The 14,315-nt window shown below is 59.5% G+C and carries 15 protein-coding genes; 6 read left to right on the top strand and 9 right to left on the bottom strand.

What is annotated here, in order from left to right:
* Positions 1 to 1,418 (bottom strand): beta strand repeat-containing protein (locus AC6FTP_RS13075; RefSeq protein WP_497207362.1); only part of this gene is annotated, 1,418 nt, incomplete at its 3' end.
* 535 nt (positions 1,419 to 1,953) lie between these two features.
* On the bottom strand, positions 1,954 to 2,841 hold the full coding sequence (locus tag AC6FTP_RS13080) for an AraC family transcriptional regulator (protein WP_497207363.1): 888 nt from the start codon (positions 2,839 to 2,841) through the stop codon (positions 1,954 to 1,956).
* Positions 2,842 to 2,941: 100 nt separating this feature from the next.
* Between AC6FTP_RS13080 and AC6FTP_RS13085 the strand changes: the two genes are divergently transcribed.
* Positions 2,942 to 3,805 carry a phosphoenolpyruvate hydrolase family protein gene (locus AC6FTP_RS13085; RefSeq protein ID WP_497207364.1) on the top strand — a complete coding sequence of 288 codons (864 nt, stop codon included), beginning with the start codon at positions 2,942 to 2,944 and terminating at the stop codon, positions 3,803 to 3,805.
* Between the two features lie 50 nt (positions 3,806 to 3,855).
* Here AC6FTP_RS13085 and AC6FTP_RS13090 read toward each other — a convergent pair whose 3' ends face one another.
* Genes AC6FTP_RS13090 through AC6FTP_RS13110 form a run of 5 tightly spaced genes read right to left on the bottom strand, consistent with a single transcriptional unit; the run spans position 3,856 to position 7,277 of the window.
* Positions 3,856 to 4,593 (bottom strand): MlaA family lipoprotein, encoded by a 738-nt coding sequence (locus AC6FTP_RS13090; RefSeq protein WP_497207365.1) that lies wholly within the window; start codon positions 4,591 to 4,593, stop codon positions 3,856 to 3,858.
* Entirely contained in the window at positions 4,590 to 5,177 is a 588-nt protein-coding gene (locus tag AC6FTP_RS13095) for an MlaC/ttg2D family ABC transporter substrate-binding protein (protein ID WP_497204479.1), read from the bottom strand. Before AC6FTP_RS13095 ends, AC6FTP_RS13090 begins: the two co-directional genes overlap by 4 nt.
* Positions 5,174 to 5,665, bottom strand: coding sequence for an outer membrane lipid asymmetry maintenance protein MlaD (gene mlaD, locus AC6FTP_RS13100; protein ID WP_497207366.1), 492 nt, complete (start codon positions 5,663 to 5,665; stop codon positions 5,174 to 5,176). Before mlaD ends, AC6FTP_RS13095 begins: the two co-directional genes overlap by 4 nt.
* On the bottom strand, positions 5,662 to 6,471 hold the full coding sequence (locus AC6FTP_RS13105; RefSeq protein WP_497207367.1) for an ABC transporter ATP-binding protein: 810 nt from the start codon (positions 6,469 to 6,471) through the stop codon (positions 5,662 to 5,664). Before AC6FTP_RS13105 ends, mlaD begins: the two co-directional genes overlap by 4 nt.
* A complete protein-coding gene (locus tag AC6FTP_RS13110; protein WP_497207368.1) occupies positions 6,471 to 7,277 on the bottom strand; it encodes an MlaE family ABC transporter permease in 807 nt (268 codons plus the stop codon). The genes AC6FTP_RS13105 and AC6FTP_RS13110 overlap by 1 nt, the downstream gene beginning before the upstream one ends.
* 107 nt (positions 7,278 to 7,384) lie before the next feature.
* On the opposite strand from AC6FTP_RS13110, the gene AC6FTP_RS13115 reads away from it, so the two are divergent.
* Entirely contained in the window at positions 7,385 to 8,785 is a 1,401-nt protein-coding gene (locus tag AC6FTP_RS13115; protein ID WP_497207369.1) for an MBL fold metallo-hydrolase RNA specificity domain-containing protein, read from the top strand.
* Positions 8,786 to 8,790: 5 nt separating this feature from the next.
* On the opposite strand, the gene AC6FTP_RS13120 is transcribed toward AC6FTP_RS13115, so the two are convergent.
* Positions 8,791 to 9,363, bottom strand: coding sequence for a hypothetical protein (locus tag AC6FTP_RS13120; RefSeq protein WP_497207370.1), 573 nt, complete (start codon positions 9,361 to 9,363; stop codon positions 8,791 to 8,793).
* A 257-nt stretch (positions 9,364 to 9,620) separates the two neighbouring features.
* On the opposite strand from AC6FTP_RS13120, the gene AC6FTP_RS13125 reads away from it, so the two are divergent.
* The 4 genes from AC6FTP_RS13125 (at position 9,621) to AC6FTP_RS13140 (ending at position 13,125) form a co-directional block, all read left to right on the top strand.
* Positions 9,621 to 10,652, top strand: a complete 1,032-nt coding sequence (locus tag AC6FTP_RS13125) for a discoidin domain-containing protein (protein ID WP_497207371.1) — start codon at positions 9,621 to 9,623, stop codon at positions 10,650 to 10,652.
* 177 nt (positions 10,653 to 10,829) lie between these two features.
* Positions 10,830 to 11,234, top strand: coding sequence for a Dabb family protein (locus AC6FTP_RS13130; protein ID WP_497207372.1), 405 nt, complete (start codon positions 10,830 to 10,832; stop codon positions 11,232 to 11,234).
* Between the two features lie 15 nt (positions 11,235 to 11,249).
* A complete protein-coding gene (locus AC6FTP_RS13135; protein WP_497207373.1) occupies positions 11,250 to 12,110 on the top strand; it encodes a M48 family metalloprotease in 861 nt (286 codons plus the stop codon).
* A 10-nt stretch (positions 12,111 to 12,120) separates the two neighbouring features.
* Positions 12,121 to 13,125 (top strand): phytoene/squalene synthase family protein, encoded by a 1,005-nt coding sequence (locus AC6FTP_RS13140; RefSeq protein ID WP_497207374.1) that lies wholly within the window; start codon positions 12,121 to 12,123, stop codon positions 13,123 to 13,125.
* Between the two features lie 75 nt (positions 13,126 to 13,200).
* Here the strand turns inward: AC6FTP_RS13140 and AC6FTP_RS13145 are convergent, their stop codons facing one another.
* Entirely contained in the window at positions 13,201 to 14,199 is a 999-nt protein-coding gene (locus AC6FTP_RS13145; RefSeq protein ID WP_497207375.1) for a sugar phosphate isomerase/epimerase family protein, read from the bottom strand.
* Between the last annotated feature and the right edge of the window lie 116 nt (positions 14,200 to 14,315).

Here is a 14,315-nt window from a genome sequence, read left to right on the forward strand (position 1 = left end):
GCAGTAGCATTGGCCCCGAGAAGATACTTGCTGTTGCTGTTGGCGGTCACAGCGCCGGCACCGTTGATCGTGGCGTTCTGAGCTGCTCCGAGCCAGACTCCGCTGCCCCCGTTGATCTGGGTGAGATTAATCGTGCTCGTATAAGTGCCGACATCAATGAGAACGGCGCTGTTGTAAAATCCGCCGGGAAGTGTCAGCGGTGCCGTAATGCCTGTGGCAGCGTTATTGATCGCGATAGCAGCCAGACCCGTCTGTTGATTGACCAGTTTGACGTTGCTCGTGATCTGAGAGAGGCTGTTGACCGAGAGTCGTCCGCCGGGATTGACCAAAACATTCCCCGTCGTGGAAAGTGCCGCTGTCGAGAGTGCCAACTCCAGCTCAGTACCATTGAAGATATTGGTGCCGCCTGAATAGGTGTTGGTGGCATCACCCAGACGGACAGTGCCGCCAGTCACGTTCATTGCGCCCGAGCCACCGACGGAACCGGTCAAAATCTTCTCCCCAGAGCCTGCCAACTGACCATAGAGTCCATTGAGCGTCGTGGCACCCGTGATTTCTAAGCGGTAGTTGTTAGCACCATTCACCGTCAAAACGCTGTTCCCGTTCGAGAATGTATTGAAGCGGTAATTGTTGCCAGCAGCGCTGCCTGTGTTGCGATTCAAATCAATCGTGGACAAGCCACCGATGACCAGATTGTTAGCAAAAGTGATCGTGCTATTGCTAGTGGCACCACCGTAACGGAGATTCAATTGGCCACCATTGAGGGTGACGTCACCCGTGCCAAAGATGGTGGAGGCGCCGGGAAGGGTGATCGCGCCAGTCTGAGCCTCAAGCGCACCGGAATTCAATACCGTGCCGCCCGTGTAGGTATTGGCATTGCTTTGGAGGAACAGCGTGCCGCCACTGTTGACCGTAAGCGGGCCCGTGCCGCTGATGGCTGCACTCAGCACCAAGGAGGACGCATCCACACGCGCATCCAGCCCTGCCGTCACCGCAATCGGAGCGCTGATGATGTGCTGGCCACCACCCAGCACGCGAAGCACGGCTGCTGAACCTGAATTATCAAGTATGAGGTTGTTCGCCACGGAGCCAGCGATGGTGTAGGCCGAGTTCGCGACCGTAGGAACGAAAGGAAAGGAATGGTTATTGTCGTTGAAGATCAACTGCCCAAGGGTGGTCGGCGCGGTCAAGGTGATCGTTCGAGCTGCCGTGAGGTTCACTCGACTCAAGTCAGCGATATCGCCTGCGGCATTGGGGACAACGCCCCCCACCCAGCTTCCTGCTGTGCTCCAGTTACTGGCAGTATCCACATTCCAAGTTCCAGTCACAGCCTGTAGTGACTGACCGGGCAGCCAGACAGCCATCAAGCATGTCATGAACCAGCCGAGCTGTTGGCGATATTGGCGTAGTGTCTTCATAAAAAATAAGGGGCTAAAAAAAATCTGCGGGGACGAAAATGGCGGAATGGGAGCTAGAGGCGGGCAATAACTGATTTATCGAAAAATCCAAATAACAGAGATTCGATGCCTAGAGATGGCATCGGAACTGCTTGATTGGGTGTGGAGTAAAAACAGTTATTCAAATCCATAAGTATCTAATTGCGAACGGATAACGAACTGCGCATGACGTGTAATCGCATGTCTTCGGAGATCCATCCGATGGACATTTTTTTGTGTAACTAGAAGTCGGCGCTTGGCTCATTGATTTGGTGGAGCGTCATGTAATCACATGGGAATGACATTTGCCAAGAAAAAAAGACTCCTCAATGCAACAGTTCGTCAGGACTGTGAGGGGCCGTGCGTCATTGATCTTCAATGGCTTAGCAAGGTCGATAATACTTAGGCAACCTTGATCATAAGCCCATTTAAAGCCACCTTGGCTCACGAAGCACTTTGAGACATTGAACGATGAGAGGCTGCTCTAAAGAACACCTTTTCCTATTATCACTTCCCCTCATTCCAACGCTCGACTCCGATGTTCACTTGGACGCCATCCAATCCACTTTTTGAAGGTATTGCTAAAGACGAAGGGGTTTTGGTAACCCACGGCGTTGGAGACGGTCTCAATTTTGAGATTGGTCGTCGAGAGCAATTCACAGGCTTTTCTCATTCGGAGCCAAGTCACATGATGCATGGGGGTGCGCCCGAGGGCTCGACGGCAAAGGCGACGCAGGTGCTCAGCACTGACGTGTGCCTGATGGGCTAGCTCATCCAGCGTCCAATCCCGCCCGACATCTGCCGCGACCATTTCCCATAGCCGCCATAAGCGATCATCCTGCTGCCAGGGCTGGGCAAAGCGCTCGACGTAATTTTGCACGAGTTCGACCCAGTGGAACATGACGGCGGGTTTGGCCACGCGGGAGGACTCTTCGATCAGCCCTTCGATGGCATTCCAGAGGGGCTGGCTGTGAAAGGCGGCCATGAGGGGTGAACTGCTGCTAAGGATGGGACGCTGGCCAGGCTCCTGTTCATAGCGCACCCAGCAGCAGCGCCAGGGCTTGCCCTTCACGGCCTCAAAGGCGTTCACCATGAAAGGGGGGAGCGCCACGGCCATTCCGGCAGCGCATTTTTGCCAGCGGCCATCTACGAGGACGCGCCCCTCGCCACTGAGGCAGGCGAGGAAATACAGCCCGCCCTGGTGCATTCGCACAATGCGGTAGGGAGCGTGGGCAGTCATGACGCCAGCATGGGAGATGCGGTGGGTCTTCAGAGTGCCGCAGACAGGTGCACCGCGAATCCAGGGCCGGTTGTCCGCCGCCGTGGCTCTGACAACGCGGTACTCCGTATCCACACCGAGGGTGTGGGTTTCGGATAGTTCATGGATGGCAGCGGAAGGATGCACGGGAGGCAGTTTACGGTTGTTTACGGTGGTTGACGGCGGTTTTCCAAACCACTGTAAACGATCGTCAGCCATCATAAACAACCGTCAACCTCTCACCACCATGCCAAATCCCTGGACCGGAATCGGAAATCCCTACACGAAGCAGGAAGTCATCGACCGCCTCAACGCCACCCTGGCCAAAGGTGAACCCATCATTGCCGCAGGAGCGGGCACGGGCATCAGCGCGAAATTCATCGAGAAGGGCGGCGCGGACCTCATCATCATTTATAATAGCGGCCGTTTCCGCATGATGGGCCACGGCAGCACGTGCGGACTCATGGCCTATGGAGATGCCAATGCCATTGCCATGGAGATCGGCGAATACGAAGTCCTGCCCGTGGTGAAAGAGATCCCCGTCGTCTGTGGCGTGCATGCCACAGATCCGCGCCGCCGCATGTGGCACTGGCTGGGCCGGGTGAAGGAGATGGGCTTCTCGGGAGTGAACAACTTCCCCACCCACACCATCGTGGACGGTCACTTCCGCGGTGTACTGGAGGAGACGGGCATGAGCGTGCAGAAGGAATTTGAAATGGTCGGCCTCGCCTCCCGCATGGACCTTTTCAGCATCGTCTATGTGGCGACACCGGAGGAAGCCATCCAGATGGCCAAGAACGGCGCGGATGCCGTGATCGCCCACGTCGGTACCACCGTTGGCGGCAGCATCGGCGTGGTGAATGCCGTGGTGGACTGGGATCACACCGTCAAAGTCTCGCAAGACATCATCGACGCGGCCAGGAGCGTGAACCCTAAGATCTTTACCCTCACTCATGGAGGTCCGATCAACACGCCCAAAGATGTCGAATACATCCTCAGCAAGACCACGGCGGATGGTTTCGTCGGCGCCAGCAGCCTGGAGCGGATGGGCGTCGAAGATTCCCTCACGACCCTGACTCGCGAGTTCAAGCGCGTGCCGAAGCCAAACTAAACCGCAGACCGCTCACATCGAACGTCTTCATCGGACGTTCGGTGTGGCAGTTATTGCTTGGCCGCTGAATTCCGGTTCTGGATGTAAGTGCTGCGAATAGCGGTGTAGGGATCGATGGCGTTGGCCTTCGAGTCGTCGTATTTTTCGAGTTGTATGGGAAGCTGACGGAGATTGTTCACGGCAGGTGGAATCCAAGCCCAGTCATCAGCATCACCTTTCAGGGCAAAGCCCCAATTGATCGGATTCAAAGCATAGTCTCCGGCAAGTCCCACGACTTCACGGGCAGTGCTGGGTCCGAGAATCGGCAACACAATGTAGGGACCGTGTCCCACACCCCAAGTGGCCAAGGTTTGCCCACTGTCCTCCTCGGGCACGCTGGCCAGAGAGGGGATTCTGTCGGACTGTTTAATCAAGCCACCGAAGCCCGCGAAGGTATTGACGCCAAACTTCTGAACTTCCTGCCCTGCACGCTTGAACTTGCCCTGAAGCCCGCTATTCACGAAGCGGACTGGAAACTTCACGTTGTCATACACATTGTCGATCCCCTGGCGCACGGGACTCGGAAGTACGGTGGTGTAGCCCTTGCTGATGGGGCGTAAAACGAAATTGTAGAGACCGTCGTTGAGCTTGAAAGTCGCCCGGTTGAGCGGCTCCAAGGGATCAGACACTTCCGTGGCCGTGTCATAGTCATCGAGGGTATCCGTGCCGGTGCTGACTTTCTGTTTTGTCGCACAGGCAGCGAGCAGGAGCATCAAAGCTGACAACAGGAGACGCGAGGTGGGTTTCATGAGGGACGGGAGACGGATTGTTCGAGCGAGCGGATGACAGCCTCAACACCACCTTGTTTGAAGGTGGCATCAAGCTGCGAGCGGTAATTGGCGATGAGGCTGACTCCCTCGATCACGACATCGGCGATGCGCCAGCCGCCGATCTGTTCCATGCGGTAGGTCACAGCGTAGCGACCACCTTTGTAAACCAAGGTCGTCGGCACATCCACTCGTCCGGCGGCAGGAGCCGTGGCGGCCTTGTAATCAATGACGGGATGCTCGCCAGGCGTAAACTTGCCAATGTATGTGCGGATGACGAGCGTGGTGAAGAGATCCGTGGCCTTCTTTTGCTGCGCTCCATTGAACTGCCTCCAGCCCACTCCGACAGCACGCTTGGTCATCGTTTCGAAACTGACATGGCGCTGAAGCGTGGGACGGACGCTGGAAACCAGCGCTGTTCGGCTGGCGGCGCGGTCCGCCATGCCGAGCACTTCATTCACGGCCTGACGAAGCTTAGCCTCCGCCTCCGATGTGCCAGCGGCAGATGCATCACGCGGCAGCAGCGGCGTGGCGAGGAGCAGGGCGATGAACAGTCGGCGATTCATGGGGGAGAGGTTTTTCCAGACTCAGCATTATCCGAATCCTTACTTACGCTACCGAACGCCATCTTGCCAATCAAAGATTCAATATCGACTGAAGATTCTGTCATTGTGATCTGATCCCCTGCCCCCAGATAAGTCTCATCCGCCCCCGGTGCGAGGGCGACGAATTTGTCCCCGATCAGGCCGGTTGTCTTGATCGAGGCCATCGTATCGGTCGGCAATTTCAGCCCGTCCATCACCCGCATCGTCACGATGGCGCTGTAGTCCGTCGGCTCCATGCGGATGGACTCCACCCGACCGACCGTGACTCCAGCCACGACGACACTGCTGCCCACATTCAAACCTCCCGCATTCGAGAAACGCCCTTCAATAACATAGGTCGGGCCACCAAGAAGCGACCCAGCTCCCACTTTGACCGTGAGCCAGGCCACAGCGGTGAGACCGAGGAGCACGAAGAGACCGACGAGGAATTCCAGCTTGTTTGCTTTCATGAGTGGGAGGGGGATAACGCGCTGCTCTGGCGCAGGTTGGAGATCGATAGGTTGAGCGCCGCAGCGCTGTCACGAAAATCACACACCATCGGGTCCGTCGATGCCGCAAAGGACTCCGGCGTGCCAGCGAAACGCATCACCCCGCCGTCCAGCAGCGCCACGACATCACTGATCACCAGCACCTCCGCCACGTCGTGCGTCACGATCACGGCGGTGAATCCGAACTGGCGCTGATATTTCACGATCATCTCGAAGACCGCATTCCGCCGCAGCGGATCGAGCCCCGCCGTCGGCTCGTCAAAGAGCACTAGCTCAGGCCGCGTTACGATCGCCCGCGCCAGCGCCAGACGCTTCTGCATCCCGCCAGAAAGCTGGCTCGGATAGCGCTCGGCATGGCCGTCGAGTTCGAGCTGCTTCAGCGCTTCCATGCTGCGCTCACGCACATCGGCGGCACTCAGATCTGTCGTCTGCTCCAGTGGCAACGACACATTTTCCAGAGCCGTCAGAGAGTCGAAGAGCGCGTTGCTTTGAAACAGGAAACTGCAGCGACGACGGAACTCCGCACGCGCCTTCGGGTCATCGGCATCGAGCTGGCGGCCATCGAAACAAATCATGCCTTCATCCGGCCGTACGATCCCGGCCAGGCACTTCAGAAAGACTGACTTCCCCGTGCCGCTGCGGCCTAGAACCGTGATCACCTTCCCTCTTGGAACCTCCAGGTTCGCGCCAGAGAGCACCACATTGTCTCCGAAGCGTTTGGTTACGCCACGGACATCGAGAAAGAGAGCGGGTGCAGCGTCAGACATCACATGAGGAAGGAGGTGATCGCGTAGTCCGCCGCCAGCACGACCACGCAGGAAAGCACCACCGCGCGCGTCGTCGAGGCACTTACCGCACGGGCTCCGGTGGCCGACTTGCAGCGGTGTGCATTGAAGCCGTAGTAGCAGCACAGCGCCACCGTCAGAAGGCCAAAGACCGCCGCCTTGATGAAGCACTCCATCACATCATCCGGCTCCACCGCACGCTCCACGGAGGACCAGTAAACGCCCGGCTCCAGCCCTAGCAGCATCGAGCCCGAGAGCCAGCCGCCAAAGAGGCCGATGCTCACAAACAGCGCCGTCTGCATCGGATACACGATCAGCGCCGCCAGCAGGCGCGGCGTCACCAGATAACCGTGGCTGCTCACGCCCATCGTCTCCAGCGCCGCGATCTGCTCCGAGTTCCGCTGGATGCCCAGTTCCGCCGCCAGCGCCGAGCCCGCCTGCCCCACCAGCATCAGCGCCGCAAGCACCGGCCCGAGCTCACGCACCAGACTCAGCGACACCAGCGCCCCGAGCAGACTCTCCGAGCCAAAACGATTCAGCACATGGTAGCCCTGCAAGCCGAGCACCAGGCCCGTGAAGATACCCACGATTAAAATCACCGGCAGGCAGCGCACCCCTTGCTCAAAGGCCGCACGCATCACGCGGTGCAGCAGCTTCCGCGACCCGATCACACTGCGAAATGACTCCGCCGTGAACAGAGCGAAGTCGCCCAGCCCGCGAACAAGAGACAGCGTGTAAAAGCCAACCGTGCGCACCATGATGCGCCGATACTGGCGCGACAGCCCCATGATGCAAGACCGCTCGTGTAAGATGTCTTGTAGATCAGGAATAAACATCCGCGCAGTCATTGCCCACTTGCCATCTCACAGCGCTTCCGCTGGAATCACCGACAACCATGAAAATCACCTTCTGCGGCGCAGCCGGCACCACCACAGGTTCGAAGCATCTCATCGAGGTCAACAACACCCGCATCCTGCTCGATTGCGGCCTCTACCAGGGCCGCCGCGCCGAGGCCATGGAGCGAAACAGCAAGTTCCCCTTTGATCCTGAAAAGATCGACTGCGTCGTCCTCTCCCACGCCCACATTGATCACAGCGGCAATCTCCCGCACCTCACGAAGCTCGGCTTCACCGGCAACATCTACGCCACCCCCGCCACGCGTGACCTGTGTAGCATCATGCTCCCCGATGCCGCCCACATTCACGAAAGCGACATCGCCTGGCTGAACCGCCACCGGAAGCGCGATGACCTCCCGCTCCTCACCGCGAACTACACCATGATCGACGCCGAGCATTGCCTCCGGCAGTTCGTCACCCTCAGCTACGAGCGCACCATGCTCATCGCCGATGGCGTGAAGCTCACCTTCATCGACGCCGGCCACGTCCTCGGCTCCGCCCAGGTCATCCTCGACATCCTCGACCACGCCGACAACAAACAGAAGCGTCTCCTCTTCAGTGGCGACATCGGCCGCCCCGGCAACGACCTCCTCAACGACCCCGCGCCCAGCGACAAAGTCGATTTCATCATCATGGAGAGCACCTACGGCGGCCGCACCCACGAGCTCGCCACCGACTCCTCCGAGCACCTCTGCAAAATCATCCGCGAGATCCAGCAGCGCCGCTCCCACCTCATCATCCCCGCCTTCGCCGTGGAGCGCACCCAGCAGCTCCTCTACACCTTTGATAAACTCCGCCACGAGAAGTGCTTCGCCCCCATCCCCACCTTTGTGGACAGCCCCCTCGCCGTCAAAGCCACCGAGATCTTCCGCCTCCACGTCGATGAATTGAAGCCCGAGGCCGGCAAAGCTCTCTTCATGCGCGACGACCCCTTCGGCTTCGAAGGTCTCCGCCTCATCCGCAGCGTCGATGAATCCAAAGGGCTCAACAAAATCAAAGGCCCAGCCATCATCATCTCCGCCTCCGGCATGGCCGAAAGCGGACGCATCCTCCATCACCTGCGCAACAACATCACCAACCCCGACAACATCCTCCTCTTCGTCGGCTACTGCGCGGAAAACACCCTCGGCTGGAAGCTCCGTAGCGGTCACAAACACGTCAACATCCTCGGCGATGCATTCCCCGTCCGCTGCGACATCGAGACCCTCGACTCCTTCTCCGGCCACGCCGATCACAATGAACTCCTCGGCTGGTTCGACCAGGTCGGCGGCGAAAAAAAGCGCGTCTTCCTCGTCCACGGCGAGCCCGACCGTTCCGACAAACTCTGCGCCGCCCTCAGCGAAAAACACCGCTCCGGCCAAATCGAAGTCGCCAAGCCCTTGCAGAGCGTCGAGCTATGAGGTGATTAGACATCTTGTGCCCCGTGGAAGACATCTTCATCCATTTTGAGATCGATCCTGATGTTCCGATGAATTTCGTCCGATGTGGAGCCATCGCTGACGGAGCTAGAAACCCTGTAAAGAAGAAGATCTTCACGGCCAATGTAGAGTCGATAGGGTCTCTGCCGTGAATCTGCCGCAATCACACATCTGCATGGAATGTCATCGGTCTCCCCATCGGTGATAGCCTGAACGGTCAAGCAGTCCGACGCAAACGCCGCACCAGCACCGACGAGCATCCTCGGAATCGTATAACTCGAATTTTGTGAAACACCCTTCGCTGCCGACATGGCCAGCTCGATGTCCGATAGACACTCCGAATCAGGTTCAGAATAGCGTCGCAAGAAAGCGCCCTCATCGTTCTGCCAAATACGATGATGGCTCTTGAGGTGCTTCAGTGGCGGATAAGGATGGTGAGATGTCCAATCGAAGCGAAATCGCGAAGGCCGTGTGAAGTAGGTGGCAAACCATGTCTCATTGATGAAATCGCTGCTGGGATACTGGCTTAAAACGACCCCGTCATCCTGGTAGGATGACATAGCGGCATATCGTTCCCGCAACTCGCTGAGGACTGTGTCTGGTCTCATGGCCAATGGTGGAGAAGGTTGATGCATGAAGAATCTCGGGGCCTTGAATCTTCATGCCGACGAATCCAGCAAAAACAGCGCTGAGGGTCAAGCCTGCGTCCATCCTGGGCGTCAAAGGCTTCGAGCACTAGAACACGCTGGCAGCACGGCCTTCGCGCCGCTAGGCTCGTCGCGTGGTGCGATTGCCCTTCCAAACTTTGCTATGCCTCGTGCTCCTACTTGGGAGCGGGACGGCGTTTGGTGATGTGATGGCGTGGATTCCTGAAATGCAGGCGCTGGAGACCGAGCGGGTGCGTTTGGAGGAAAAGCGGGCCGCTTTGCCGGCCACACCGCCGGTGCAGCTCACGCAGCGACTCGGCTGGCACAGCGAGTATTCGACCTCGGCGGACAAGGCGGAGTGGGTGGAGCTGAATCTCGGACAGGCGCAAAAGATCGACACCGTGGTGCTCATCGCACCTCCACCGAATGGTGGCTCGGTCGGCGCGGGCTATGGCTTTCCCGTGCGATTTTATGTCGAGCTGCTCGGTGAAGGCGAGGACCATGAGCGCACGATCATCGCGGACTTCACCGATGCCGATTTTCCGAATCCGGGACTGCTTCCCGTCGTGATCGATGCCAAGGGCGGTCTCGCGCAAAAGGTGCGCATCACCGCGACGCGGCTGATCGGCAGCAAGAAGCGCTTCTTCTGCGCTCTCGGCGAAGTCATGCTGCTGCAAGGCAATCACAATCTCGGCGCAAGACTCGAAGCCATCGGCCCTGCAGCCGTTCGTGCAAGCAGCAGCCAGGGCACGCGACCTGACTGGGGCCGCATCAATCTCGTCGATGGTCACACTGTGCTCGGACCACCGCTCGGCACGCACGCCAGTCCCGCGCTCGGCTTTCGCAGCAAGCCGGTGAGCGAACTCCGCGCCACGAGCCATCCGTGGGTGGAGATCGATCTCGGCCAGGTGGCGATGGTGGACGAGGTGCGGCTGTTTCCAGCGTCGCCGCCGCAGTTCGCGCACAGCCACGGCTACGGTTTTCCGGTGCGTTATCAGATCGAACTACGTGAGGAGGACAATGAACTGCCGCGTGTGCTGCCCTCGCCACAATCCGGCAGTTACAACGCCGTGCCGGGCGACAACGTGGTGAGCATCATTGGCGGACATCGCGCTCGTTATGTACGGCTGAACGTGCTGGAGCCGCATGTCAGCAATGGCAGCGTCGTTTTGGCGATGGCGGTGAAAGAGGGGCTGGTGTGAGGTTCATCAAAAGCTCAAGGTTCCAGGTGGATGGATATTGTGACCTGATGTCCGGGCAGCTCACCCTTCGATGAGAGGCAGGATGGTGGAATGTCTTTGGCGTCGCGAATCTCTTTGGGTATTCTGCGGGTGGAAGACTCCGGGCAATCACGCTCTCCAGCCTTTCCTTGAACCACCATGAAAAACACCATCGCTCTCTTTGCCCTCACCGCACTGTCTTTCCTCTCCTCCTGCACGTCCTGCCCGTTTGGCTGCGAGACCACCCCGAAAGGCAAGGTGGAGCACGTCGTCCTCGTCTGGCTGAAGAAGCCCGGTGACGCCGCTGACCGTGCAAAGGTCATCAGCGCTGCGAAGATGTTCCAGGCGGAGATCCAGGAGATCCAGCACCTCAGCGTCGGCACCCCACTCGCCAGTGACCGCCCCGTGGTGGATGACAGCTTCGATGTCGGCCTCGTCATGCGTTTCGCCAACTCCACCGACCTCGGCACTTATGAAAAGCATCCCGTGCATGTGAAGGCGGTGAAGGAAGTGCTCCAGCCCATCGCGAAAAAGCTGCTCGTTTATGATGTCGTGGCGCAGTAAAGCTCCTGCACTGCCATGAAGCGCCTTTTCCACACCCTCTTCGGATCTCCCCTGCACGCCTACGGCAACTCACGCCAGAGCGGTATCGGCTGCCATCCGCGCATCATCATGGCGCTGCTGATCATCATCGGCAGCGTGGCGTATCATTATCTGGGGAACACGAAGTACACGAACGAGTTCACCGGCCGCACCCAGTATCTGAAGTTCGGCACACCGCAGGAAGAGATCGCCCTCGGGCTGCAATCTGCCCCCGGCATGATCCGCGAGATGGGCGGCCAGTCGCGCGATGCCGCCGCGCAGGCGCTCGTGGACAAAGTCGGGCACAAGCTCGTGCAAAGCACCCTCGCCAAACAAACGCCGTATCAGTTCGACTTCCACGTCCTGGCCGATCCGCGCACGATCAATGCCTTCGCGTTACCCGGCGGGCAGATCTTCATCACCGAGGCGCTCTTCCATCTGCTGAAAACGGAGGACCAGCTCGCCGGAGTGCTCGGGCACGAGATCGGCCATGTCGTCGGGCGGCATTCCAATGAGCAGATGGCCACCAGCGGCCTCTGGCAGGGCATCGCCAGCGGCCTCGGCATGCTGCTTTCCGATGGTCAAAGCAACGCCGGAGCGCAGATCGCCCACACCATCGCGAACATGCGCGTCATGAAGTTCGGACGCGATGACGAACTCGAGTCCGATGCCCTCGGCGTACGCTTCCTCATCGAGGCTGGTTACAATCCCGAAGGCATGATCGGCGTCATGGAGGTGCTGGCGAAGGCCGCCAGCGGCAGCCGCCAGCCGGAGATGCTCAGCACCCATCCGAACCCCGAGAACCGCGCTGAAAAGATCCGCGAACTCATCGCTCAATACCGCGCCGGGAAGCGCTGAAAAAACGCGCATGTCCGACGAATCCCACCACGAGCGCGAACTTGGCGGCCAGCTCCTCGCCAGCGTCTCGCGCTCCTTTTACCTCACGCTGAAAGCCCTGCCCAGGGAGCTGCGCGAGCCCATCTCCCTCGCCTACCTCCTCGCACGCACGGCGGACACCATCGCCGATACCGCCGCCGTCCCCGCTAGGCTGCGCATCGAGTGCTTGAACGACTTCGAGTCTCTCGTGCAAAGTCCCAGTGAGGAAACAAAAACACGCCTAAGCTCCCGCATCGCCAACGACTTCGTCTCCCGCCAGACCGATGACGCCGAGAGCCGCCTCATGGAGCGGTTCACCGACGGACTCGCCTGGCTCGCCACCATGCGCGGAGCCGGACTCGCCGCCATCCAGCAGGTGCTCCAGCGCATCATCCACGGCCAGCGTCTCGACATCCAGCGCTTCCCTGCCGATGGCACCCTGCGCTGCCTATCCACTGATGCGGAGCTCGACGAATACACCTGGCTCGTCGCCGGTTGTGTCGGCGAATTTTGGACTGAAATGTGCGCCATTGAGCGGCCCGACTCCTTCGCGCCCGGCGTCACCACCGAGCAGATGAAGCTCTGGGGCGCGCGCTTCGGCAAAGGCCTCCAGCTCATCAACATCCTCCGCGATCTCGGCGAAGACCTCCGCGATGGCCGCTGCTACCTCCCCGGCTTCAGCGCGCAGGACATCCAGCAGGATAACCGTCTCCTCCTGCCCGCCTGGAAGCACTGGCTCAGCCTCTGCCGCGACCACCTCATCTGCGGCCTGAGCTACGTCCAAAACCTCACCGACGGCAAACTGCGCTACGCCACCGCCCTGCCCCTCCTCATCGGCGCGAAAACGCTGGCCCGCATGGAAAAGACCCCGTGGGAAACCCTGCTCAATGGCGTGAAAATCAGCCGACTCGACGTCGCCATGATCCTCGCCGAAGCCGCCCTGGCCTGCCGGAGTCCCGAAGGCGTGGCCAAGCTCTACAACAAGCTGAGTTCATAAAAAAGCCCGCACCACTGGTGTGATGCGGGCCTTGGGAGATTCGGACTTGCCGCACAGAGGACTGTGTGGACCACCTTACTTGCTGTTCTCGGCGAACTGGGCGTCGAAGACGATCTTGCTCGGCGGGAAGTCGAGCTTCTTCACGTAGGCGCAGGATTCGGTGGCGCCGAACTCGCGGTCCATGGCACCGTCTTCCCATTCCACGCTGAGGGGGCCAGCGTAGCCGATGTCGTTCAGGGCGCGGATGATGCGCTCGAACTTGATGTCGCCACGACCCACGGACTTGAAGTCCCAGTAGCGCGGAGGCGTGTGGAAGTCGGTGTGACCGCCGAAGACGCCGGCTTCATCGCCGAGGTTCCAGGCCACGTCCTTCATGTGGACGTGGAAGATGCGGTCGCTGAATTTGCGGATGAACTTCTCGTAGTTCACGCCCTGGTAGCCGAAGTGGCTGGGGTCGTAGTTGAAGCCGAAGGCGGGGTGGTAATCCACAGCCTGGAGGGCCTTCTCAGCGCTGGCGATATCAAAGGCGATCTCGGTCGGGTGGACTTCGAGGGCGTATTTGATACCGAGCTTCTGATACTCGTCAAAGATGGGCGTGAAGCGCTTGGCGAAGTCCTTGTAGCCTGCCTCGATCTGGCCGGGAAGGTTCGGCGGGAAGGAGTAGCAAAGGTGCCAGATGCTGCTGCCGGTGAAGCCGTTCACCACGCTGACGCCGAAGCGCTTGGCGGCATGGGCGGTCTTGATCAGCTCCTCAGCAGCGCGCTGGCGCACACCTTCGGGCTCACCATCGCCATAGATGGCGGCGGGCAGGATCTGGGCGTGACGGGCGTCGATGTTATCGCACACGGCCTGACCGACGAGATGGGTGGAGATGGCGAAGCATTTCATGCCTGCGGCATCGAGCTTGGCGCGCTTGGCATCGCAGTAGGCCTGATCGGCTTTATCGACCTCGAAATGGTCGCCCCAGCAGCCGAGTTCCACGCCATCGTAGCCGAAGGACTTGGCTTTCTGAACAACGGTGTCGAAGGAGAGATCGGCCCACTGGCCGGTGAAAAGAGTGACGGGTCTGCCCATGGTGATGTTTGGTTTGGAGGTTTGAATGACTGTCGAAAGCGACGCGCCGATTCTCTATAGCCCGCCCCGATTGGCAAGCAAAAGGTCAGACCGCGCAGCGGTCAGCTTCACCCCAG

Source organism: Prosthecobacter sp. (assembly GCF_044378005.1).
Lineage (GTDB): Bacteria > Verrucomicrobiota > Verrucomicrobiia > Verrucomicrobiales > Verrucomicrobiaceae > Prosthecobacter.